At 68.5% G+C, this 22,629-nt stretch carries 20 protein-coding genes; 17 read left to right on the top strand and 3 right to left on the bottom strand.

Going from position 1 to position 22,629, the window contains the following annotated elements; all coding sequences use genetic code 11:
* Positions 1-59 precede the first annotated feature (59 nt).
* On the bottom strand, positions 60-269 hold the full coding sequence (locus tag AC5LXK_RS15080) for a twin transmembrane helix small protein (protein ID WP_493389527.1): 210 nt from the start codon (positions 267-269) through the stop codon (positions 60-62).
* An 84-nt stretch (positions 270-353) separates the two neighbouring features.
* Here AC5LXK_RS15080 and AC5LXK_RS15075 point away from each other — a divergent pair, with 84 nt between their 5' ends.
* Genes AC5LXK_RS15075 through AC5LXK_RS15055 form a run of 5 tightly spaced genes read left to right on the top strand, consistent with a single transcriptional unit; the run spans position 354 to position 4,436 of the window.
* Positions 354-1,064 (top strand): SURF1 family protein, encoded by a 711-nt coding sequence (locus AC5LXK_RS15075; protein WP_493391231.1) that lies wholly within the window; start codon positions 354-356, stop codon positions 1,062-1,064.
* Positions 1,065-1,124: 60 nt separating this feature from the next.
* On the top strand, positions 1,125-1,751 hold the full coding sequence (locus AC5LXK_RS15070) for an SCO family protein (RefSeq protein WP_493389526.1): 627 nt from the start codon (positions 1,125-1,127) through the stop codon (positions 1,749-1,751).
* Between the two features lie 25 nt (positions 1,752-1,776).
* Positions 1,777-2,889 carry a COX15/CtaA family protein gene (locus tag AC5LXK_RS15065; protein WP_493389525.1) on the top strand — a complete coding sequence of 371 codons (1,113 nt, stop codon included), beginning with the start codon at positions 1,777-1,779 and terminating at the stop codon, positions 2,887-2,889.
* Positions 2,890-2,897: 8 nt separating this feature from the next.
* A complete protein-coding gene (gene cyoE, locus AC5LXK_RS15060; RefSeq protein ID WP_493389524.1) occupies positions 2,898-3,800 on the top strand; it encodes a heme o synthase in 903 nt (300 codons plus the stop codon).
* 18 nt (positions 3,801-3,818) lie between these two features.
* Positions 3,819-4,436, top strand: coding sequence for an SCO family protein (locus AC5LXK_RS15055; protein ID WP_423393085.1), 618 nt, complete (start codon positions 3,819-3,821; stop codon positions 4,434-4,436).
* Between the two features lie 124 nt (positions 4,437-4,560).
* On the opposite strand, the gene AC5LXK_RS15050 is transcribed toward AC5LXK_RS15055, so the two are convergent.
* Positions 4,561-4,851, bottom strand: a complete 291-nt coding sequence (locus AC5LXK_RS15050; RefSeq protein ID WP_493389523.1) for a YciI family protein — start codon at positions 4,849-4,851, stop codon at positions 4,561-4,563.
* 240 nt (positions 4,852-5,091) lie between these two features.
* Between AC5LXK_RS15050 and AC5LXK_RS15045 the strand changes: the two genes are divergently transcribed.
* Together AC5LXK_RS15045 and AC5LXK_RS15040 are read left to right on the top strand one after the other, a co-directional pair.
* Entirely contained in the window at positions 5,092-6,729 is a 1,638-nt protein-coding gene (locus AC5LXK_RS15045) for a methyl-accepting chemotaxis protein (protein WP_493389522.1), read from the top strand.
* Positions 6,730-6,931: 202 nt separating this feature from the next.
* Entirely contained in the window at positions 6,932-7,747 is an 816-nt protein-coding gene (locus AC5LXK_RS15040) for a MetQ/NlpA family ABC transporter substrate-binding protein (protein ID WP_493389521.1), read from the top strand.
* A gap of 86 nt (positions 7,748-7,833) precedes the next feature.
* On the opposite strand, the gene AC5LXK_RS15035 is transcribed toward AC5LXK_RS15040, so the two are convergent.
* Positions 7,834-8,142, bottom strand: coding sequence for a VF_A0006 family four-cysteine protein (locus AC5LXK_RS15035; RefSeq protein ID WP_493389520.1), 309 nt, complete (start codon positions 8,140-8,142; stop codon positions 7,834-7,836).
* 333 nt (positions 8,143-8,475) lie between these two features.
* Between AC5LXK_RS15035 and AC5LXK_RS15030 the strand changes: the two genes are divergently transcribed.
* The 10 genes from AC5LXK_RS15030 to ptsP all read left to right on the top strand — a co-directional run bounded on the left by AC5LXK_RS15030 (position 8,476) and on the right by ptsP (position 22,603).
* Complete coding sequence (locus tag AC5LXK_RS15030; RefSeq protein ID WP_493389519.1) at positions 8,476-9,441, top strand: ABC transporter substrate-binding protein; 966 nt, start codon at positions 8,476-8,478, stop codon at positions 9,439-9,441.
* Between the two features lie 135 nt (positions 9,442-9,576).
* Positions 9,577-10,473, top strand: coding sequence for an ABC transporter permease (locus AC5LXK_RS15025; RefSeq protein WP_493389518.1), 897 nt, complete (start codon positions 9,577-9,579; stop codon positions 10,471-10,473).
* Between the two features lies 1 nt (position 10,474).
* Positions 10,475-11,269, top strand: a complete 795-nt coding sequence (locus tag AC5LXK_RS15020; RefSeq protein ID WP_493389517.1) for an ABC transporter ATP-binding protein — start codon at positions 10,475-10,477, stop codon at positions 11,267-11,269.
* A 149-nt stretch (positions 11,270-11,418) separates the two neighbouring features.
* Positions 11,419-12,126: a translesion DNA synthesis-associated protein ImuA gene (imuA, locus tag AC5LXK_RS15015; RefSeq protein ID WP_493389516.1), complete on the top strand. Its 708-nt coding sequence runs from the start codon at positions 11,419-11,421 to the stop codon at positions 12,124-12,126.
* Entirely contained in the window at positions 12,059-13,546 is a 1,488-nt protein-coding gene (locus AC5LXK_RS15010; RefSeq protein WP_493389515.1) for a Y-family DNA polymerase, read from the top strand. The genes imuA and AC5LXK_RS15010 overlap by 68 nt, the downstream gene beginning before the upstream one ends.
* Positions 13,547-13,552: 6 nt before the next feature.
* The gene (locus AC5LXK_RS15005) at positions 13,553-16,756 is read left to right on the top strand and encodes an error-prone DNA polymerase (RefSeq protein WP_493389514.1); all 3,204 of its coding nucleotides are present in this window, start codon (positions 13,553-13,555) and stop codon (positions 16,754-16,756) included.
* A 312-nt stretch (positions 16,757-17,068) separates the two neighbouring features.
* The gene (locus AC5LXK_RS15000; RefSeq protein WP_493389513.1) at positions 17,069-17,803 is read left to right on the top strand and encodes a GntR family transcriptional regulator; all 735 of its coding nucleotides are present in this window, start codon (positions 17,069-17,071) and stop codon (positions 17,801-17,803) included.
* Positions 17,804-17,901: 98 nt separating this feature from the next.
* Entirely contained in the window at positions 17,902-19,005 is a 1,104-nt protein-coding gene (gene nagA / locus AC5LXK_RS14995) for an N-acetylglucosamine-6-phosphate deacetylase (protein ID WP_175847444.1), read from the top strand.
* Complete coding sequence (locus tag AC5LXK_RS14990; protein WP_493391230.1) at positions 18,998-20,005, top strand: SIS domain-containing protein; 1,008 nt, start codon at positions 18,998-19,000, stop codon at positions 20,003-20,005. Before nagA ends, AC5LXK_RS14990 begins: the two co-directional genes overlap by 8 nt.
* Positions 20,006-20,020: 15 nt before the next feature.
* Entirely contained in the window at positions 20,021-22,603 is a 2,583-nt protein-coding gene (ptsP, locus tag AC5LXK_RS14985; RefSeq protein WP_493389512.1) for a phosphoenolpyruvate--protein phosphotransferase, read from the top strand.
* Positions 22,604-22,629: the final 26 nt, after the last annotated feature.

The following is a 22,629-nucleotide window of genomic DNA, read 5'->3' as shown; positions in this document are numbered from 1 at the left end:
TTTTGCTTGGTGGCGCGGTAGTGCGGCGAAATGTCACATCGGCCGCCGCGACAAAGGGATCAACGCCCGACCGGCAGGCCGGTCGAATGGATCCAGCCCATCCAGTTCGCGAACAGGATGAGCAGGAACAGCGAGACCGACAGCCCGACGCGGGTGGCGAGCGACCAGACCATGCGCTTCGTATGGCCGCGGTCGTGCATCATGAAGTAGAGCGCCGAGCCCATGCTGGCAACGATGAGGACGAAGGCGATGGGAACGAGTATGTGCATGACACCAACCGGACGGCGGCAATTCGAAAGGAAGAGGATAATTATCGCACTTCGCTTTCGCGAATGTGCCGGGCGGGCCGCATGATGAAGATCCGCTGGCTGCCCGCGCTGCTGATCCTCGTCGTCGTCGCCGTCACGATCCGCCTCGGCTTCTGGCAGCGCGACCGCGCGCACCAGAAGGAAGCGCTGCAGGCGAGCATCGAGCGCTACGAGCAGGCGGTGCCCGTCGATGTCGGCGCGCAGCCGATGCCGCTCGCGTCGATCGAGTTTCATCGCGTGCGTGCAAAGGGCCAATTCATGCCCGAGCAGGCGGTGTTCCTCGACAATCGGCCGTATAACGACCAGCCGGGTTTTTACGTCGTGATGCCGTTTAAACTCACGGGCGGCGGCGTCGTGCTCGTGAATCGCGGCTGGCTGCCGCGCAATATTTCCGATCGCACGGCGATCGAGCCGTTCGCGACGCCCGCGGGCGACGTCGAGATCGTCGGCATCGCGCGCGCCGACGCGTCGCGTGCGTTCGAGCTTGGCGAAGGCGGATCGGCCGCGCACCAGAAGATCCGGCAGAACCTGGACGTCGCCGCGTATGCGAAGGAAACGGGGCTGCCGCTGCAGCCGTTCGTGATCCAGCAGACGAGCGACGACGGCGACAAGCTCGTGCGCGACTGGCCGGCGGCGACGACCGGCGTCGAGCGCAATTACGGTTACATGTTTCAGTGGTGGGCGATGGCGGCGGCCGCGCTCGGCTTCGGCCTGTATGCCGCGCGGCGCGCGGCGAAGAAGTCGGCCGGCGCGTGAGCGCCATGCCAGGACGCGGCGCCGGCGCCGCGGGTTCGTTTCGAGAGGTCTGATTTGTCCATGCAATCTTCCCGTCAGGGTCCGGCCGCTGCGCCGATCTCGCCGGCTGCCCGCAAGCGCGGCCGCTGGATGCTCGTGCTGCTGGGTCTCGTGTGCGCCGCACCGATGGTCGCGTCGTACTTCACCTATTACGTGATCAAGCCGAAGGGCGGGTCGACGAACTACGGCACGCTGATCGAGCCGCAGCGCCCGATCCCGGCCGATCTGCAGGTCACCGACGAAACCGGCAAGGCCGTGCCGCTGTCGTCGCTGCGCGGCGTGTGGCTGTTCGTGATGACCGACCCCAGCGCGTGCAACGACGCCTGCGCGCGGAAGCTCTATTTCATGCGCCAGATCCGCGTCACGCAGGCAGGCGAGCGGCACCGGATCACGATGGTGTGGCTGCGCAGCGATGCGGGCGCGATGCCGCAGAAGGTGCTGGACGCGTATCCGGACACGCGCCGGCTCGTCGCCGATCCGGCCGCGGTGGCCGCGTGGCTGCCGGCCGACGCCGGCACGAAGGACAGCGACCACATCTACATGGTCGACCCGAACGGCAACCTGATGATGCGTTTCCCGAAAGACCCGAATCCCAGCAAGATCAAGTCGGACGTGACGAAGCTGCTGAAGTGGTCGAGCATCGGTTAAGGCAAGAGAACGAGGCACCATTCCGATGTCGTATCTACTGCAACTCGGCCTGATCGGCTTCTGCATCGCGCTGCTGCCGCTGTCGTACGTGTGGGTGAAGGCCGACGACAACAAGTTCCGCAAGCTCGTGTGGATCACCACGTTCCTGACGCTCGATCTCGTGATGTTCGGCGGCTTCACGCGGCTGACCGATTCGGGGCTCGGCTGCCCGGACTGGCCCGGCTGCTACGGCACGTCGTCGCCGTTCATCGCGCACGCCGCGATCACGGCGGCGCACCAGGCGATGCCGACGGGGCCCGTCAGCATGACGAAGGCGTGGATCGAGATGACCCACCGCTATTTCGCGATGGCGATCGGCGTGCTGATCATCGCGCAGGTCGTGATCGCGTGGACCGCGCGGCTGCGCCGCCGCCCGCTGCACGTGTCGCCGTGGTGGCCGACGAGCCTGCTGCTGCTGATCGTCGTGCAGGGCGTGTTCGGCGCATGGACGGTCACGATGAAGCTGCAGCCGGTGATCGTCACGACCCACCTGCTGCTCGGCCTCACGCTGCTCGGCACGCTCGGCTGGCTCGCGGCGCGGCAGACGCCGCTGCCGTCGCATGACCCGGAGGCCGGCCGCTACCGCGCGGCCGCGCTCGCGGCGCTCGTGCTGCTCGTCGTGCAGATCGCGCTCGGCGGCTGGGTGAGCACCAACTATGCGGTGCTCGCGTGTACCGATTTCCCGACCTGCAACGGCCAGTGGATTCCGCCGATGGACTTCGGGCAGGGCTTCCACCTGTGGCGCGCGCTCGGGATGACGAAGGACGGCGATGCGATCACGCAGGACGCGCTGGTCGCGATCCACTGGACCCACCGCACGTTCGCGTTCGTCGTGGTCGCGTACCTGGTCGCGTTCGCGCTGAAGATGCGCCGTTTCGAATCGCTGCGGCGGCCCGCGAACGGCGTGCTGCTGGTCGTGCTGCTGCAGTTCGTGACGGGCCTGACCAACATCGTGCTGCAGTGGCCGCTGCCGGTCGCCGTCGCGCACAACGGCGGGGCCGCGATCCTGCTGCTGCTCGTCGTCATGTTAAACTTTCGAATCCTTTCAAGCCGCCCCGGCCGTGTCGCGCAGCCTGCGCGCGACGCCGCCCCGGCGTGACCGCCCCCATGCAAAGCACCCTTTCCCAATCGCCCGGTAGCCGCTTTTCCCAGTACATGGCGCTGACGAAGCCGCGTGTCACGCAGCTCGCCGTGTTCTGCGCGGTGATCGGCATGTTCCTCGCGACACCGGGCATGGTGCCGTGGCATGTGCTGATCGGCGGCACGGTCGGCATCTGGCTGCTGGCCGGCGCCGCGTTCGCGATCAATTGCCTCGTCGAACAGAAGATCGACGCGATGATGCGCCGTACCGCGTGGCGTCCGTCCGCGCGCGGCGAGATCACCTCGCCGCAGATCCTGCTGTTCTCGGCCGTGCTCGGCAGTGTCGGCGCATGGACGCTCTATACGTTCACGAACCCGCTGACGATGTGGCTGACGATCGCGACGTTCGTCGGCTACGCGGTGATCTACACGCTGCTGCTCAAGCCGATGACACCGCAGAACATCGTGATCGGCGGCGCGTCGGGCGCAATGCCGCCGGCGCTCGGCTGGGCCGCCGTCACCGGCGCGGTGCCGGGCGACGCGTGGATCCTCGTGCTGATCATCTTCGTGTGGACGCCGCCGCATTTCTGGGTGCTCGCGCTGTACCGCCGCAAGGATTACGAGAACGCGGGGCTGCCGATGCTGCCCGTCACGCACGGCGAGAAGTTCACGCGGCTGCACATCCTGCTGTACACGGTGATCCTGTTCGCCGTCACGCTGATGCCGTTCGTCTCCGGGATGAGCGGGGTCGTCTACCTGGCGAGCGCGGTGGTGCTCGGCGCGGTGTTCCTCGCGTATGCGTGGAAGATCCATCGCGACTATTCCGACGAACTCGCCCGCAAGGCCTTCCGCTACTCGATCGTCTACCTGTCGCTGCTGTTCGCCGCGCTGCTCGTCGATCACTACGCACGCCCGCTGCTCGGCGTGTAACCGCACGGTTTGAACGCAATGCTCCAATCAAGGTTCGGGCGCCGCGCGCGCCAAGGCTGGATGCTCGCGTGCGCATTCACGGCAGCGCTGCTGCTCGCCGGATGCGACAACGCGCCGAAATTCCAGAATCTCGACATCACCGGCAACACGCAGTTCGGCAGCGACTTCTCGCTGCCCGACACGACCGGCAAGGTGCGCACGCTCGCCGATTTCAAGGGCCGTGCCGTCGTGATGTTCTTCGGTTATACGCACTGCCCGGACGTGTGCCCGACCACGATGGCCGAGCTGTCGGAAGCGCTGAAGCAGCTCGGGCCCGATGCCGCGAAGCGCGTGCAGGTGCTGTTCGTCACCGTCGATCCGGAACGCGACACGCCGGCGCTGCTCGGCCAGTACGTGCCCGCGTTCGATCCGTCGTTCATCGGCCTGCGGCCGGCCGACGAAGCGGCGCTGAAGAAGGTCACGAAGGATTTCCGCGTGTACTACGCGAAGGTGCCCGGCAAGACGCCCGGCAGCTATACGATGGATCACACGGCGGCGAGCTACGTGTTCGACCGCGACGGCAAGCTGCGCCTGTTCGTGCGCGACGGCCAGGGCCCCGGCCCGTGGGTCCACGACCTGAAGCTGCTGGTCGACTGACCGGCAGCCGCCGGGCGCCCGGCCCGGCGATCGCGTGACGGCCGTCCTGCGCCGTCACGTTTTCCCTCTCCCGACATTGTTTGCATGCGCTGCCCGCCGGGCGGCGCGTCGCCATGCGTGCGCGTTACGGCAGCGCCGGCACGTTGAAGCCGGAAGCGGCGCGCGTGATCCGGAATTCGGTCACGCGATATGTGGCGAGCCCTTCGGTGACGAACGGGTCGGTCTCGAGGATCGCGTCGAGTTCGTCGCGATCGATGCGGGCCGCGAGGATCACGCCGCCGTCGCGCGGCACCTTCGGCCCCGCCGCGATGAAGATGCCCTTGTCGAACTGCGGCTGCAGATACGCGCGGTGGCGTTCGAGCGCGTCGTCGATGCGCTCGAGCGACGCGGTGTATTGGATGTCGATGACGTACATGGATGGCCCTGGAATGGAGCCGGCGCCTCGGGTGCCGGCCAGCCGGTCTTTTTAGCACAGCGGATGCGGGCTGTCGCGCCGGCTGCCCGCGTCCGGGGCGGCGCTGCCGGTCGATCGTCCGTTCGTCGCGATGGCGCGTATTCAAGTTGTAAGCCTCGTTGCCGTAAATAAAAGGGCAACCGTGTGCGCGCGGCAGGCCGTTCGCGCGTCGGATGCATCGACATCGACAGAGGCACGCAGATGAGCAGAATGAGTTTGAACCGCAAGCTGTGGCTCGCGCTTGCGCTGGTATGGATCGGTCTCCTGGGCGTCGGCGCATGGAGCGCGTACGAGACGCGCGCGACGATGCTCGCCGAACGCAAGGCAGGCATCGCCAATCTCGTCGACTCGGCGGCCGGCATCGTGAAGGCGTATCACGCACTCGCGCAGAACGGCACGCTGCCCGAGGCCGACGCGAAGCGTGACGCGCTCGCGAGCCTCGCCGCGATGCGCTACGGCGATTCGGGCTACGTGTTCGTGATGGATTCGAAGCCGGTCGTGCTGATGCACCCGACGCTGCCGAAGCTCGTCAACACGCAGGTCGGCGACTATCTCGATCCGGACGGCAAGCCGCTGTTCGTGACGATCCTGAACGCCGCGAAGGCGACCGGCAGCGGCTTCGCCGAATATCGCGGGCGGCTGCCGCACAGCGAGACGGCCGTGCCGAAGATCAGCTATGTCACGCGGTTCGCGCCGTGGGACTGGAACATCTCGAGCGGCGTGTTCCTGAAGGACATCGACACCATCTACTACCGGACGCTGCTCGGCCACCTCGCGGTGGTGTTCGTGATCGGCTTCGTGATCAGCGCGGCGATGCTGGTGATCATCCGCAACGTGCGCGGCAGCCTCGGCGGCGAGCCCGACGAAGCGGCCGCGCTCGCGACGCGCATCGCGCAGGGCGACCTGACGCAGCCGGTACCGGTACGCGCGGGCGACCGCACGAGCATGATGGCCGCGATGCACGACATGCAGGCTCGGCTGCAGGCGACGATCGGCGGGATCCGCCAGTCGGCCGAGTCGATCGCGTCGGCGAGCCGCCAGATCTCGGCCGGCAACGACGACCTGTCGCAGCGCACCGAGGAGCAGGCCGCGTCGCTCGAAGAAACGGCCGCGAGCATGGAGCAGCTGACCGCGACCGTGAAGCAGAATGCGGACAATGCGCGGCAGGCGAGCGGGCTCGCGAACAGCGCGTCGGACATTGCGCGCACGGGCAGCGACGTCGTGAACCGCGTGATCGGCACGATGGGCGAGATCGACGACAGTTCGCGCAAGATCGCCGACATCATCGGCGTGATCGAGGGCATCGCGTTCCAGACCAACATCCTGGCGCTGAACGCGGCGGTCGAGGCCGCGCGCGCGGGCGAGCAGGGCCGCGGCTTCGCGGTGGTCGCGGGCGAGGTGCGCTCGCTCGCGCAGCGCAGCGCGACGGCCGCGAAGGAGATCCGCGAGCTGATCGTCGATTCGGTCGAGCGCGTGCGCAACGGGTCGACGCTGGTCGGCCAGGCCGGCACGACGATGGGCGAGATCCTGCAGGCGGTCGCGCGCGTGACCGACATCATGGGCGAGATCGCGGCCGCGTCCGAGGAGCAGGCGAGCGGCATCACGCAGGTCGGGCGCGCGGTCACGCAGATGGACCAGGTGACGCAGCAGAACGCGGCGCTCGTCGAGGAGGCCGCCGCGGCCGCCGCGTCGTTGCAGGAGCAGGCCGCGCGGCTGCGCGATGCGATCGGTGCGTTCCGGGTCGCCGATACCGGCGGGCGGTTGCCGCGCCGGGCCGGCGAGCGGTCGGCCGAACCTGCATTCGGCGCGAAGGCGGCCGGCGAAGCAGTGACGATGTGATGCGTGCCGGCCGCCGCGCGACACTTGAACGCAACTAACGGCCAAATCGCGCATCGGCCGCCGGCACCGCTGCGGTGCATACCCATATGAGCGGGATGTATTTCACTTCCCGCCGATCCTGTGACACCATTTGCCCCTCTCTGCGAGTCGGGGCATACCCGTATCGCGCCCCATTTCCAGTAAGCAAGAAAGCGAGAAACAGATGAAGCGTCGCAGTCTCCTGAAGGTATTTTCCGTGCTGGCCACCGGCGCAGCGCTGACGCTGTCGGCAGGCGCGCACGCCGAAGACAAGGTGATCAAGGTCGGCACGGTCGCCGGCCCGGATTCGGAAGTGTGGCAGCTCGTGCAGAAGGTCGCGAAGGAGAAGGAAGGCCTGAACGTGAAGGTCATCGAGTTCAACGACTACGTGCAGCCGAACGCGGCGCTCGACTCGGGCGACCTCGACGCGAACAGCTTCCAGCACCAGCCCTACCTCGACAGCCAGGTGAAGCAGCGCGGCTACAAGATCGTCAGCGCGGGCCTGACCTACATCTCGCCGATGGGCGTGTATTCGAAGAAGTTCAAGTCGCTGAAGGACCTGCCGCAAGGCGCGAAGCTCGCAGTGCCGAACGATCCGTCGAACGAGAACCGCGCCCTGCTGCTGCTGCAGACGCAAGGCGTGATCAAGCTGAAGTCGGGCGCCGGCACGGGCGGCAACAACGCGACGGTGCTCGACATCGCCGAGAACCCGAAGAAGCTGAAGATCTCCGAGCTTGACGCGGCGCAACTGCCGCGCGTGCTGTCGGACGTCGACGCCGCCGTGATCAACACGAACTATGCGCTGGCCGCGAACCTGCAGCCGACCAAGGACGCAATCGCGCTCGAATCGCTGACGAGCCCGTATGCGAACCTGATCGCCGTGCGCGCGAAGGACAAGGATCAGCCGTGGGTGAAGAAGCTGGTCAAGGCGTACCAGTCGCCGGAAGTGAAGGAATTCATCAAGAAGCAGTTCAAGGGCTCGATGGTCGCGTCGTTCTGAGCGACGCACACCGGTCGGACCGCTGAACGAAAAGGGCCTGCATCGCGCAGGCCCTTTTTCATGGGCGCCCGGTCATCAGCGCCTGCTCACATCTCGCCACGCCGCGAGCAGATCGACATGATCTGCTGGATCGCATAGCTGTCGCGCACGCCCGGTAGCGACTGCACGACGCACTCGTGAAAGCGCCGCTCGCGCGGCAGCAGCATCGCGTTGTTGCGGTACAGCGCATCGCACGAGCGCTGGATCAACTGGGCCGCTCCGCCATTGCGGCTTTCGCGTAGCGCGTTGAGCATGCAGTCGTCGTATTGCGCACTGCCGTCGTCCAGCGCGAATGCCGCGCCCGGCAGCGCCAGCGCGACGGTCGCGAATACGACGGCTCGAATCCCCCGTTTCATCTGCCCTCCGATGGTGTGGACTGGGTCGGCCGACAGCATAACGTAAAGCCGCGAGCACGGCTGACGCGTTGGCCGACGCGGGCCGGAGCCGCCGCCGGCCGGGGCTGTGCGCGCATTCTCCGGCTCCGGCGAGTGCCGCGATCCGGGGTACCGGGCGAAAGCACGGAGTCAGGCGGTGGTCTGCGGAAATGGTATTCTCATGCGTTCGCCGCTGCACGCTTTCCCGGAGCGTGCGCGGGCCGATCGCCGGCGTGTCTGACGTACGGCGGCGCCCGCCCGACGGCGGCGGGAATCCATCATCCAGAACCGACACAATACGGGGGAGACTCACCCATGAAGCGATTCAAGACTTTCGCGATCCGTTCGATCACGGCCGGCGTCGCCGCATTCGCGCTGGCAGGTGCCGCGCACGCACAGACCGTCAAGGTGCTGTCGATCGTCGATCATCCGGCGCTCGACGCGATCCGCGACGGCGTGCGCGCCGAGCTGAAGGCGGAAGGTTACGGCGACGACAAGCTCAAGTGGGAATACCAGAGCGCGCAGGGCAACACGGGCACGGCCGCGCAGATCGCGCGCAAGTTCGTCGGCGACCAGCCCGACGTGATCGTCGCGATCGCGACGCCGGCCGCGCAGTCGGTCGTCGCCGCGACGAAGAGCGTGCCGGTCGTCTATTCGGGCGTCACCGATCCGGTCGCCGCGCAGCTCGTGAAGGGCTGGGGCCCGTCGGGCACCAACGTGACGGGCGTGTCGGACAAGCTGCCGCTCGATCGCCAGGTCGCGCTGATCAAGCGCGTCGTGCCGAATGCGAAGACGGTCGGCATGGTCTACAACCCGGGCGAGGCGAACTCGGTCGTCGTCGTGAAGGAACTCAAGGAGATCCTCGCGAAGCAGGGCATGACGCTGAAGGAAGCGGCCGCCCCGCGCACCGTCGACATCGGCCCGGCCGCGAAGAGCCTGATCGGCAAGGTCGACGTGATCTACACGAACACCGACAACAACGTCGTGTCCGCGTACGAAGCGCTCGTGAAGGTCGCGAACGAAGCGAAGATCCCGCTCGTCGCCGGCGATACCGACAGCGTGAAGCGCGGCGGCATCGCGGCGCTCGGCATCAACTACGGCGACCTCGGCCGCCAGACGGGCAAGGTCGTCGCGCGCATCCTGAAGGGCGAGAAGCCGGGCGCGATCGCGTCGGAGACGAGCAGCAACCTCGAGCTGTTCGTGAACACCGGCGCGGCCGCGAAGCAGGGCGTCACGCTGTCGCCGGATCTCGTGAAGGAAGCGAAGACGGTCATCAAGTAAGCGGCCCGACCGCCGCGCTTGCAGGCCCGATCCGGGCCTGGACGACATCGCCGGACGGGCGGCTCCCACCCGGGGCCGCCCGTTCGCTTCGCCCGGCCGTACACGTCCGGCCGGGAAGCAACAGGATTTCCCATCATGTCTCTGTTCTCGTTTCTGGGCGCACTGGAGATCGGCCTGATCTTCAGTCTCGTCGCCCTCGGGGTGCTGATCTCGTTCCGCATCCTCAACTTCCCCGACCTCACCGTCGACGGCAGCTTTCCGCTCGGCGGCGCCGTTGCCGCGACGCTGATCTCGGCCGGCTACGACCCGTTCAGCTCGACCTGTCTCGCGATCGTCGCGGGCGCAATGGCCGGTTTCATCACCGGCTGGCTGAACGTGCGCCTGAAGATCATGGATCTGCTCGCCAGTATCCTGATGATGATCGCGCTCTATTCGGTGAACCTGCGGATCATGGGCCGGCCAAACGTGCCGCTGATCACCGAGCCGACGATCTTCTCGGTGCTGCAGCCCGACTGGATGCCCGACTACGTGCTGCGTCCGGCGCTGCTCGCGATCGTCGTCGTGGTCGCGAAGCTCGGCCTCGACTGGTTCTTCTCGTCGCAGCTCGGCCTCGCGATGCGCGCGACCGGCGCGAACCCGCGGATGGCGCGTGCGCAAGGCATCGCGACCGGCCGCGCGACGCTCGCCGGGATGGCGCTGTCGAACGCGCTCGTCGCGCTCGCCGGCGCACTGTTCGCGCAGACGCAGGGCGGCGCGGACATCTCGATGGGGATCGGCACGATCGTGATCGGGCTGGCCGCGGTGATCATCGGCGAGACGCTGCTGCCCGCGCGCCGGCTCGTGCTGACGACGCTCGCGGTCGTGCTCGGCGCGATCGTCTACCGCTTCTTCATCGCGCTCGCGCTGAACAGCGAATTCATCGGCCTGAAGGCGCAGGACCTGAACCTCGTGACGGCCGCGCTCGTCACGATCGCGCTGGTGCTGCCGGCGACGCGCAAGAAGCTGTTCGCGCGCAAGAACGGAGGGGCATGACATGCTGTCCGCACAAGATCTCAAACTCACGTTCAATCCCGGCACGCCGATCGAGACGCGCGCGCTGCGCGGGCTGTCGCTCGAGATTCCCGACGGCCAGTTCGTCGCGGTGATCGGCTCGAACGGCGCCGGCAAGTCGACCTTCCTCAATGCGGTCAGCGGCGACCAGCGCGTCGATTCGGGGCGTATCTCGATCGACGGCACGGACGTCACGCGCAAGGCCGCGTGGGACCGCGCGCACCTGGTCGCGCGCGTGTTCCAGGATCCGATGGCCGGCACCTGCGAGGCGCTGACGATCGAGGAGAACATGGCGCTCGCGACCGCGCGCGGCGTGCGGCGCGGTTTTCGCGCCGCGCTCGACCGCCCGTCGCGCGAGCTGTTCCGCGACAAGCTGCGACTGCTGAACCTCGGCCTCGAGAACCGGCTGACCGACCGGATCGGGCTGCTGTCCGGCGGCCAGCGGCAGGCCGTGAGCCTGCTGATGGCGTCGCTGCGGCCGTCGCGGATCCTGCTGCTCGACGAGCACACGGCCGCGCTCGACCCGAAGACGGCCGCGTTCGTGCTGGAGCTGACCGCGCGCATCGTCGCCGAGAGCAAGCTGACGACGATGATGGTCACGCACAGCATGCGGCAGGCGCTCGACTACGGCGACCGCACGGTGATGCTGCACCAGGGGCAGGTCGTGCTCGACGTGTCGGGCGACGCGCGCAAGGGGCTCGATGTGCCGGACCTGCTGCAGATGTTCGAGAAGGTGCGTCACGAGCAACTCGACGACGACGCGCTGCTGCTCGGCTGACGGGTAGCAGACGGGCCGGCGCGCCGCAGCATGATGCACGCGCCGGCCGACTCTCTGTTTTCCTCTGACGAAAACCGGTTTTGCACCGGTGCTGTGCGACACGGGCGCATTGCCATATACTGTATATCCATACAGTTGTGGGTGGCGTCATGCTCGCATCCTCCGTTTCTCCCGAATCCCTTCATCCGTCGCTCTGGCGCGGCTCGCAGCTCGCGCGCGGCGGCCCGCGCACGATCGAGACCGGCTTCGCGCCGCTGTCGGCCGAGCTGCCGGGCGGCGGCTGGCCGGTCGGCGGCCTCGTCGAACTGCTGGCCGCGCAGCCGGGCTGCGGCGAAATGCGGCTGCTCGCACCCGCGCTTGCCCGCACCGTCAGCGCCCGGCGTCCGCTCGCGCTCGTCGCGCCGCCGCAATCGCCGCATGCCACCGCGCTCGCCAGTCTCGGCGTGCCGGCCGATGCGCTGCTGTGGCTGCGCGCCGGCAGCCGCACGGATGCGCTATGGGCCGCCGAGCAGGCGCTCAGGACCGGCTGTTGCGGCGCGCTGCTGCTCTGGCAGGACGCACGGCCCGATGCGCTGCGGCGCCTGCATCTCGCGGCCGCGCGCACGGGCGACACGCTGTTCGTGATGCTGCGCCCGCTGTCGGCCGAACGGCAGCCGTCGCCGGCCGTGCTGCGTGTCGCGCTGTATCCCGTGCCGGGCGGCGTGTCGCTCGACATCGTCAAGCGTCGCGGGCCCGCGCGCAGCGAGCCGCTCGTGCTCGACCTGCCGTCGCCCATCGTGGAGAGCCGCTATGCGCGTCTTGCTCGGCATCCATCTGCCGCGCCTGCCGCTCGACGTGTGCGTCGCGCCTCCGTCTGACGGCGAGGCCGACGGCGCCGGCCGTGCGGTGCTCGAGCAGGGTGTCGTGCTGATCGCCGATGCAATCGCGCAGCGGCAGGGCGTGCGCGCGGGCATGAAGCGCGGCGGCGTGCTGACGCTCGCGCCCGAGACGCAGCTCGTCGAACGCGATCCCGCGCGCGAGGCCGATGCGCTGCGCGCGGTCGCGCTCGCGTTGCTGCGCTTCTCGCCGTGCGTCGCGCTCGACGACGAAGCCACGCTGATCGTCGACGTCGGTCCGAGCCTGCGCCTGTTCGGCGGGCTGCCGTCGCTGTGCCGCCAGGTGCGTGCGACGCTCGCGGCGCTCGGCTATGCGGCGCGCCTGTCCGCTGCGCCGACCGGGCGCGGCGCGTGGCTGCTCGCACGCACGTCGGCGCGTGCGCGCGTCCGGCGCCGTATCGCGAGCCCGGCTTCGCTCGTTCGTTCGCTCGACCGCCTGCCCTGCGTGCTGCTGCCCGATGCGCGTCCGTATGCGGGCTGGTTCGACGGCCTCGGCTGCCGCACGCTCGCCGATCTGCGCGGCCTGCCGCGCGCGGGGTTGCAGCGCCGTTGCGGCCCCGCGTTGCTGGCCGCGCTCGACCGCGCGTACGGCGACGCGGTCGAGCCGCTGGCGTGGATGGCGGTGCCGCCCGTGTTCGACGTCCGGCTCGAATTGCCGGAGCGCGTCGAATATGCGGAAGCCGTGCTGTTCGCCGCGCGCCGGCTCGTCGTGCAGCTGTGCGGCTGGCTGGCCGCTCGGCAGTTGTCGCTGGCCGCGATGACGTTCGATCTCGAGCACGAGCGCGGCCGCCAGGCCGTGCCGCCGACGCCGCTCGAGCTCGCGTTCGCCGCACCCGTGCGCGACGAGGTGCATTTCATGCGGCTGCTCGGCGAGCGGCTCGCGCGCGTCGAGTTGCCGGCCGCGGTGATCGCGGTGCGTCTGAAGGCCACGCGCGTCGAATCGGTCGCGCCGCCGGCCGACGATCTGTTTCCCGAGCCGGGCGGCACGCGCGAGACGCGTGAGCGGCTGTTCGAGCTGCTGGTCGCGCGGCTGGGGGCGGAGAACGTGCTGCGCGCGGCGCCCGTCGCCGATCACCGGCCCGAGGCCGCGAACCGCTGGCTGCCGCTCGATGCGCCGGCCGGCAAGCCGGCCGGCGGGCCGCCGGCGGTGCCGCCGAGGCCTGCGTGGCTGCTGGCCGAGCCGTTGCCGTTGCTGATGCGCGGGGAGCGGCCGGTATTTCGTACGCCGCTGAGGATGATGTCGTCGGCGGAGCGGATCGAGGCCGGGTGGTTCGATGGCCAACTCGCCGCACGCGATTACCACGTCGCGCAGGACGAAGCCGGTGCGTGCTACTGGGTGTTCAGGGAGCGGGCGGGAAGCGAGTCCGAACCGCACTGGTTCCTGCACGGCCTGTTCGGGTGAACAGAGATGGTTGCGGAATTCAGCTGGCTGCCCGATTACGCGGAGTTGTTCTGCCGTTCGAACTTTTCGTTCCTGCATGGCGCGTCGCATGCGGAAGAACTGGTCGAGCGTGCAGTCGACCTCGGCTATCGCGGGATCGCGATCACCGACGAATGCTCGCTCGCCGGCGCGCCGCGCATGCATGTCGCCGCGAAGGCGAAAGGGCTGCCGCTCGTCATCGGCTCGTATTTCGACGTCACGCCGGATGACGTCGCGCCCGGCCACGATCCGGGCCCCGGTGCGTTCGGGCTCGTGTTGCTTGCGCAGAACCGCGAAGGGTACGGCAATCTGTCCGAGCTGATTTCATGGCGGCGGATGGCATCGCCGAAGGGCACCTACAAGCTGACGTCGCGGATGCTGTCGGCGCCGCCCGCGGAGTTTGCTCACCTGCGCGGCATGCCTGATTGCTTCGCGATTCTCGTGCCCGCGTACCCGGTGCGTGCGGACGTGCTCGATGCGCAGGTCGCGTGGTTTCGCACGACGTTCGGCGAACGTGCGCGGCTCGGGCTCGTGCAACTGCAGCGCGCGCTGGACGGGGCGCAGCGCGAGGAGATCCGTGAGGCGGGCGAGCGTCGAGGCGTGCGACTCGTCGCGCTGGGCGACGTGACGATGCACCGGCGCTCGTGCAAGGAACTGCAGGACGTGATGACGGCGATTCGCGTCGGCATGCCGGTTTCCGAGTGCGGGTATGCGCTCGCGCCGAATGCGGAGCAGCATCTGCGTTCGCGTGGGCGGATCGCGAAGCTGTTTTCGCCGGAAGAGATCGCGGAGACGTGTGCGATTCTCGATGCATGCGATTTCGAACTCGACTCGCTTCGCTACGAGTATCCGGACGAAATCGTGCCGGAAGGGCATACGCCGACGAGCTATCTCAAACAGGAGACGCGGGGCGGCGCACTTCAACGTTACGCCGGAAAGATACCCGGGCACGTGCAGGAACGGATCGACTACGAGTTGGCGTTGATCGAGAAGCTGCGCTACGAACCGTTCTTCCTGACTGTCTACGACATCGTCAAATACGCGCGCAGCCGGAACATCCTGTGTCAGGGCCGAGGCTCGGCTGCGAACTCGGTCGTCTGTTACTGCCTCGGCATCACCGAGGTGAATCCCGAGCAAAGCACGATGCTGTTCGAGCGCTTCATCAGCGCGGAACGCGGCGAGCCGCCCGACATCGACGTCGATTTCGAGCATCAGCGTCGTGAGGAAGTGATCCAGCATATCTACGAAAAATACGGACACAACCGCGCAGGACTCGCCGCTGCGGTCTCGACGTACCGCCCGCGTGGCGTGCTGCGTGAAACCGGCAAGGCGCTCGGCGTCGATCCGATGCTGATCGATCGCGTCGCGAAAGGGCATCGCTGGTTCGACGGCAGCCGCGACCTGCTGCAGCAATTCTCGACGATCGGGCTCGATCCGCAGACGCCGCTCATCCAGGCGTGGGCCCAACTCGCCGCGCGGCTGCTCAACTTTCCGCGCCACCTGTCGCAGCACTCGGGCGGCTTCGTGATCAGCCGCGGCAAGCTCACGCGGCTCGTGCCGGTCGAGAATGCGGCAATGGACGGGCGGCGCGTGATCCAGTGGGATAAAGACGATCTCGAATCGCTCAAGCTGATGAAGGTCGACGTGCTCGCGCTCGGCATGCTGTCGGCGCTGCATCGCGCATTCGACATGCGCACCGCGTGGCGCGGGCCGCCGGAGCCGGATGGTGAGCCGTTCACGCTGAAGCACATCCCGCAGGATGACGAAGCGACTTACGACATGATCTGCCGTGCCGACACGGTCGGCGTGTTCCAGATCGAATCGCGCGCGCAGATGTCGATGCTGCCGCGCCTGCGACCGCGTACTTACTACGATCTGGTGATCGAGGTTGCGATCGTGCGGCCGGGGCCGATCCAGGGCGGGGCGGTGCACCCCTATCTGAAACGGCGTCAAGGCATCGAAAAGGTCAGTTATCCAAAGGAAGACCTGAAGCCTGCGCTTGAACGTACGTACGGCGTGCCGATCTTCCAGGAGCAGGTGATGCAGATCGCGATGATCGCGGCAGGCTTCACGCCCGGCGAGGCGGATGAACTGCGGCGCGCGATGGCCGCTTGGAAGCGCAAGGGCAATCTCGAGCAGTATCACCGCAAGATCGTCGACGGGATGCGGGAGCGCGACTATCCGCCCGAATTCGCCGAGCAGATCTTCGAGCAGATCAAGGGCTTCGGCGATTACGGCTTCCCCGAAAGCCACGCGGCCAGCTTCGCGAAACTCGCGTACGCGAGCAGCTGGCTCAAATGCCACGAACCGGCGATCTTCCTTGCCGCGCTGCTGAACAGCCAGCCGATGGGTTTCTACCCGCCGTCGCAACTCGTGCAGGATGCAAAACGCCACGGCGTGCAGGTCCTGCCGATCGACGTGACGCAAAGCAACTGGGAAGCGTCGCTCGAAGCGCTGCCCGGCCAGTTGCCGCCCCACGGCCAGCCAGCCGTGCGGCTCGGCCTGTCGCTCGTGCGCGGCCTTGGCGAAACCGCCGCGCGCCGCATCGAAGCCGCACGCGCGGCCGGCCCGTTCGACAACGTCGACACGCTCGCACGCCGCGCGCAGCTCGAACGCCGCGACCTCGAAGCGCTCGCCGCCGCGAACGCGCTCGCGACGCTCGCCGGCCATCGGCGCGACGCGTTGTGGCAGGCCGTCGCGGCAGCGCCGGAGCGCGACCTGCTCGCCGCCGCGCCGATCGACGAGGCGGAGAAACCCGCGCTCGGCGCGCCGTCGGAAGCCGACGACATCCTCGCCGACTATCACACCACCGGCCTCACGCTGAACCGCCACCCGGTCGCGCTGCTGCGGCCCGCGCTGCGTGCGCGGCGGCTGTCGTCCGCGGCCGAACTGCACGACCGGCCCGACGGCCGGCTCGCGCGTGCGTGCGGGCTCGTGACCGCGCGGCAGATGCCGGGCACCGCGAAAGGGGTGATGTTCATGACGCTCGAGGACGAAACGGGCTGCGTGAACCTGATCGTCCGGCCCGAGCTGCTTGCGCGGCAGCGCCGCGAAACCCTCGATTCGCGGCTGCTCGCGGCGTCCGGCGTGTGGCAGGTCGCGAGCGACGTGAGGCACCTCGTCGTACAGCATTTCGAGGATCTGACGCCGCTGCTCGGCGGCCTGCGCACGTCGAGCCGCGAGTTCCACTGATACGCGCGTCGCACCAGCCCCCCGCCGTCGATGCATACCAGTCTCTCCAACTGGTTCTATTCCGGTTTCATATTCGTGCCCGAAACCCGGCCAAACCGTGTACTGGAACTGTCCCCTTGCATACCAATTCGGGTAAATCCCTATCTGGTACTGCGTTGTAAACAAAGGATTTGTTGGCACTAAAACGCTTGTCGGACAAGGCTTTCGGCGATTTTCACGACGCTAATACCAGTTCGTTGACTGGTATTATGGTGGTTATATAATGCGTTCACTTTCGACGGCTCGAGGTCGTCGTCCGACACCCGGAGGCACATGGAAACCGGCTGGTCCGAACTGGCGCCCGATCCCCTCAACGACACGCCGCTCTATCTGCAGCTCGCCCGCAACCTGGCGAGCGCGATCCACGGCGGCGCGTGGCGGGCCGGCGAGTCGCTGCCGTCGGAGCGGCTGCTGTCGGTGTCGGTCGGTGTATCGCGGATCACGGCCCGCCGCGCCCTGGCGCTGCTGGTCGAGCAGGGCTTGATCAAGCGGGCGCGCGGGGCGGGCAGCTTCATCACGCCGCGCGTGGCCGATCCGCTGTCGCGTCTCGTCGGCTTCACCGCGAAGATGCAGCAGCGCGGCTTCGTGCCCGATTCGGTGTGGCTGTCGCGCACGCTGCGCGCCGCGAGCCGCGACGAGATCACGCGGCTCGGCCTCGCGCCCGGCGCGACGGTCGCGCGGCTCGAGCGGCTGCGCCGCGCGGACGGCATCGTGATGGCCGTCGAGCACTCGACGCTGCCGGCCGCGGTGGTGCCCGATCCGCAGGCGCTCGGCGCGTCGCTGTACGAATACCTCGACGCGCGTGGCATGACCGTCGTGCGCGCGCTGCAGCACTTTCGCGCGGCGAACGCGACGCACGCGATCGCGAAATGGATGGCGGTGAAGCCGGGCTCGGCACTGCTGGTGATCACGCGGATCGGCTACGGCGCCGACCAGCGCGCGATCGAAGTGAGCGAAACGTATTGCCGCGACGACTACTACGATTTCGTCGCCGAACTGAAACGCTGACGCGCGAGACTGCCTGTGCGCGGCATGCGTGAAGCAACGACACGAATGTGCAAATCACGACGCGGATGCACGCGTCACCAGATCATCAAGAGAACGTCATGCTGACTGGAAACATCCTTACCCCCGACGGCTGGATCTACGGATCGCTCGATAGCGAGAACGGCCGCATCACCACGCTCGACGGCAAGCCCGTCGATCCCGCGAAGAACGACGCGCCGTACATCCTGCCCGGCTTCATCGACCTGCACGTGCACGGCGGCGGCGGCGCAGACGTGATGGAAGGCGGCGACGCGATCGAGACGATCGTCCGCACGCACGCGCAGTTCGGCACGACGAGCCTGCTCGCGACGACGATGACCGCGCCGCGCGACGAACTGATGCAGGTCGTCGCGAACCTCGGCAACGTTGCGCGCACGCGCACGCCGGGCGGCTCGCGCGTGCTCGGCGTGCACCTCGAGGGGCCGTACATCAACCCCGGCAAGCTCGGCGCGCAGCCCGACGCGGCCGTGTCGGCCGTGCTCGACGAAGTGCTGAAGTACCTGTCGATCGCGCCGATCCGCGTCGTTACGCTCGCACCGGAAATCGCGGGCCATATCGAGATCATCGGCGAGATGGCCGCGCGCGGCGTGCGCGTGCAGCTCGGCCACTCGCTCGCGACCTACGACGATGCGGTTGCCGCGCTCAAACACGGCGCATGCGGTTTCACGCACCTGTTCAACGCGATGTCGCCGCTGCACCACCGCAACCCGGGCCTCGTGGGCGCGGCGCTTGCTCACGCCGAATATGCGGAAATCATCCCCGACCTGCTGCACGTGCATCCGGGGGCGATTCGCGCCGCGCTGCGCGCGATCCCGCGCCTGTACGTCGTGACCGACAGCACGTCGGCCACCGGCATGCCCGACGGCGAATACCGGCTCGGCAGCCAGCACGTGACGAAGTGCCTCGGCGGCGTACGGCTCGCCGACGGCACGCTCGCCGGCAGCACGCTGACGATGGACCAGGCGCTGCGCAACCTCGTGTCGCTCGGCCTGCCGATCGCCGACGTGTCGAACCGGATGTCGCGCTACGCGGCCGACTACCTCGGCGTCACCGATCGCGGCCGCCTCGAGCGCGGCGCATGGGCCGACCTCGCGGTGTTCGACCGCGACCTGAACCTCACCGCGACCTACGTCGAAGGAGAATCGATTGTCGAATATGCTTAAGGAAGCGCGCGAGTCCGCCCAGGTCGTCGCCGCGCAGATCGCCGACACCTCGCGCGTCGAAGCGCTTGCCGGCCAGTTGCTCGATCACCCGCCGGCCGTCGCGCTGACGGTCGCACGCGGCAGCTCGGATCACGCCGCGAGCTATTTCGCGAGCCTGACGATGAGCCGCCTCGGCGTGCCGGTCGCGTCGCTGCCGATGTCGGTGGCGACGCTGCAGCAGGCGCCGCTGAAGGTGCAGGACCAGCTCGCGATCGCATTCTCCCAGTCGGGCAAGAGCCCCGACCTCGTCAACACGATGGCCGCGCTGCGCGAAGCCGGCGCACGCACCGTCGCCGCCGTGAACGTGCTGCCGTCGCCGCTCGCCGATGCATGCGAGCACCAGTTGCCGCTGCTTGCCGGCCCGGAACTGTCGGTTGCCGCGACGAAGAGCTATATCGCGATGCTGTCGCTGTCCGCGCAGATCGTCGCGTACTGGCAGCGCGACGCCGCGCTGATGACCGCGCTGCGCGGCCTGCCCGACGTGCTCGCGCAGGCCGGCCGGCTCGACTGGTCGCAGGCCGTTGCCGCGCTTGCAGGCGTCGAGCGGATGATCGTCATCGGCCGCGGTCTCGGCCTTGCGATCGCGCAGGAAGCCGCGCTGAAGCTGAAGGAAACGTCCGGCATCCAGGCCGAGGCGTTCTCGAGCGCCGAAGTCCGTCACGGCCCGATGGAGCTGATCGACCGCGACTACCCGCTGCTCGTGTTCGCACCGCCCGGGCCCGAGCAGGCCGGCCTGCTGCAGCTCGCCGAAGACATGCGCGCACGCGGCGCGGCCGTGCTGCTCGCGGCGCCCGCCGGTACGCCCGGCGCGACGCTGCCGCTCGCGCCGTCCGCCCATTCGGCGCTCGACCCGATCGCCGCCATTCTTTCGTTCTACGTGATGGCGGCGGATCTCGCCGTCGCGCGCGGCCGCAATCCCGACACGCCGCGCCACCTGAACAAAGTCACCGAAACGCACTGATAGCCGAGAACGCCGATGAGACGCGCCGAGGAGTCCCAGTTGAAGAGTTCCACCCACGATCAGATCGTCCTGCTTAGCCCCTTGACGGGGCCGATCGTCGCGCTGGCCGACGTGCCCGATCCGGTGTTCTCCGGCGGGATGTTCGGCGACGGCATCGGCGTCGACCCGCTAGCGGGCAAGCTCGTTGCGCCGTGCGCGGGCGTCGTGTCGCATCTCGCGCGCACGGGCCACGCGGTGACGATCACGACGCCGCAAGGCGCGGAAGTGCTGCTGCACATCGGCATCGACACCGTCGAGCTGAACGGGCAGGGCTTCATCGCGCACGTCGAGGCCGGCGCACGTGTCGAAGCCGGCACGCTGCTGATCGAGTTCGACCAGGACGCGGTGGCGCGCAGTGCGCATTCGCTCGTGTCGGTGATCGCGATCGCGAACTCGGATGCGTTCGAGGTCGTCGACCGCGCGAGCGGTTTTGCCACGGCCGGCGAAACGCCGCTGCTCGCCTTGCGCGGCAAGGGCGAAGCGGCCGTGCAGGCGGCCCAGGCCGGCGCGGCGGCGCAACACGAAGTGCGCCGTGAAATCGTGCTGACGCAGCCGGGTGGCCTGCATGCGCGGCCCGCCGCCCGTGCGCGTGAATCCGTGCGCGGCTTCGATGCGACCGTCGACGTGCTGTTCGAAGGCCGCAAGGCATCGATCGCGAGCGTCGTCGGCCTGCTCGGCCTCGGGGCCGGCGAAGGTGCGACGGTCGAGCTGGTCGGCCGCGGCGCGCACGCGCAGCAGGCCGTCGAGGCGGTCGAGCACGAGCTGCTGCGCGAAGCGCACGGCGAAGCCGAGGAAAAGCCGGCGCGGCTGAGGTCGCCGGCACCGCAAACGGTCGCGCGCAACACCGGCGCGCCGATCGACCCGAACACGCTTGCCGGCGTATGCGCGGCGCCCGGCATCGCGGTCGGCACGCTGGTGCGTCTCGACGATGCGGAAATCGTGCCGCCCGAGCAGGCCGCCGGTACGCCGGCCGCGGAAAGCCGCCGGCTCGACCAGGCGCTGAAGACGGTCGACGCCGAACTCGACGAAACGGTGCGCAACGCATCGGCGCGCGGCGCGGTCGGCGAAGCGGGCATTTTCGCGGTGCATCGCGTGCTGCTCGAGGATCCGACGCTGATCGACGCGGCACGCGACCTGATCAGCCTCGGCAAGAGCGCGGGCTTCGCGTGGCGCGCAACGATCCGCACGCAGATCGACACGCTGTCGAAGCTCGACGACGCGCTGCTCGCCGAACGCGCGGCCGATCTGCGTGACATCGAGAAGCGCGTGCTGCGCGCACTCGGCCACACGAACGGCGCGGCACGTGTGCTGCCCGACGAGGCCGTGCTCGCGGCCGAGGAATTCACGCCGTCCGACCTGTCGTCGCTCGATCGCCAGCGCGTGACCGCGCTCGTGATGGCGCGCGGCGGCGCGACGTCGCACGCGGCGATCATCGCGCGGCAGCTCGGCATTCCGGCGCTGGTTGCCGTCGGCGATGCGCTGTACGCGATTCCCGACGGCACGCAGGTCGTCGTCGATGCGAGCGCGGGCCGGCTCGAACATGCACCGACCGCACTCGACGTCGAGCGCGCCCGGCACGAGCGCCAGCGCCTGGACGGCGTGCGTGAGGCGAACCGCCAACTGGCGGGCGAAGCGGCCGCGACGGTCGACGGCCGCGCGATCGAGGTCGCCGCGAACATCGCGACGCTCGACGATGCGAACACGGCGGTCGACAACGGCGCGGACGCGGTCGGCTTGCTGCGCACCGAGCTGATGTTCATCCATCGCCAGGTCGCGCCGACGGTCGTCGAACACCAGCAAAGCTACCAGTCGATCGTCGACGCGCTGCAGGGCCGCACCGCGATCATCCGTACGCTCGACGTCGGCGCGGACAAGGAAGTCGACTACCTGACGCTGCCGCCCGAACCGAACCCGGCGCTCGGCCTGCGCGGCATCCGTCTCGCGCAGGTGCGCCCGGATCTGCTCGACGACCAGTTGCAGGGCCTGCTCGCGGTGAAGCCGTTCGGTGCGGTGCGCATCCTGCTGCCGATGGTGACCGACGCGGGCGAACTCGTGCGGCTGCGCAAGCGTATCGACGAATTCGCACGTGCGCAGGGCCGTACCGAGCCGATCGAGGTCGGCGTGATGATCGAAGTGCCGTCGGCCGCGCTACTGGCCGACCAGCTCGCGCAGCACGCGGATTTCCTGTCGATCGGCACCAACGACCTGACCCAGTACACGCTCGCGATGGACCGCTGCCAGGCGGACCTGGCCGCGCAGTCCGACGGCCTGCATCCGGCCGTGCTGCGCCTGATCGACATCGCGGTGCGCGGCGCTGCGAAGCACGGCAAGTGGGTCGGCGTGTGCGGTGCGCTCGGTGGCGATCCGCTCGCGGTGCCGATCCTGGTGGGGCTCGGCGTGACCGAACTGTCGGTGGACCCGGTATCGGTACCGGGCATCAAGGCGCGTGTGCGCCGCCTCGATTACCAGCTGTGCCGTCAGCGCGCGCAGGATCTGCTCGCGCTCGATTCGGCACAGGCGGTAAGGGCAGCAAGTCGCGAGGTCTGGCCGCTCGACTGAACGTCGGCGGCAGGCTCGTGACCGTT

Source organism: Burkholderia pulmonis (assembly GCF_984667975.1).
This window is presented reverse-complemented; position numbering and strand designations above follow the sequence as displayed.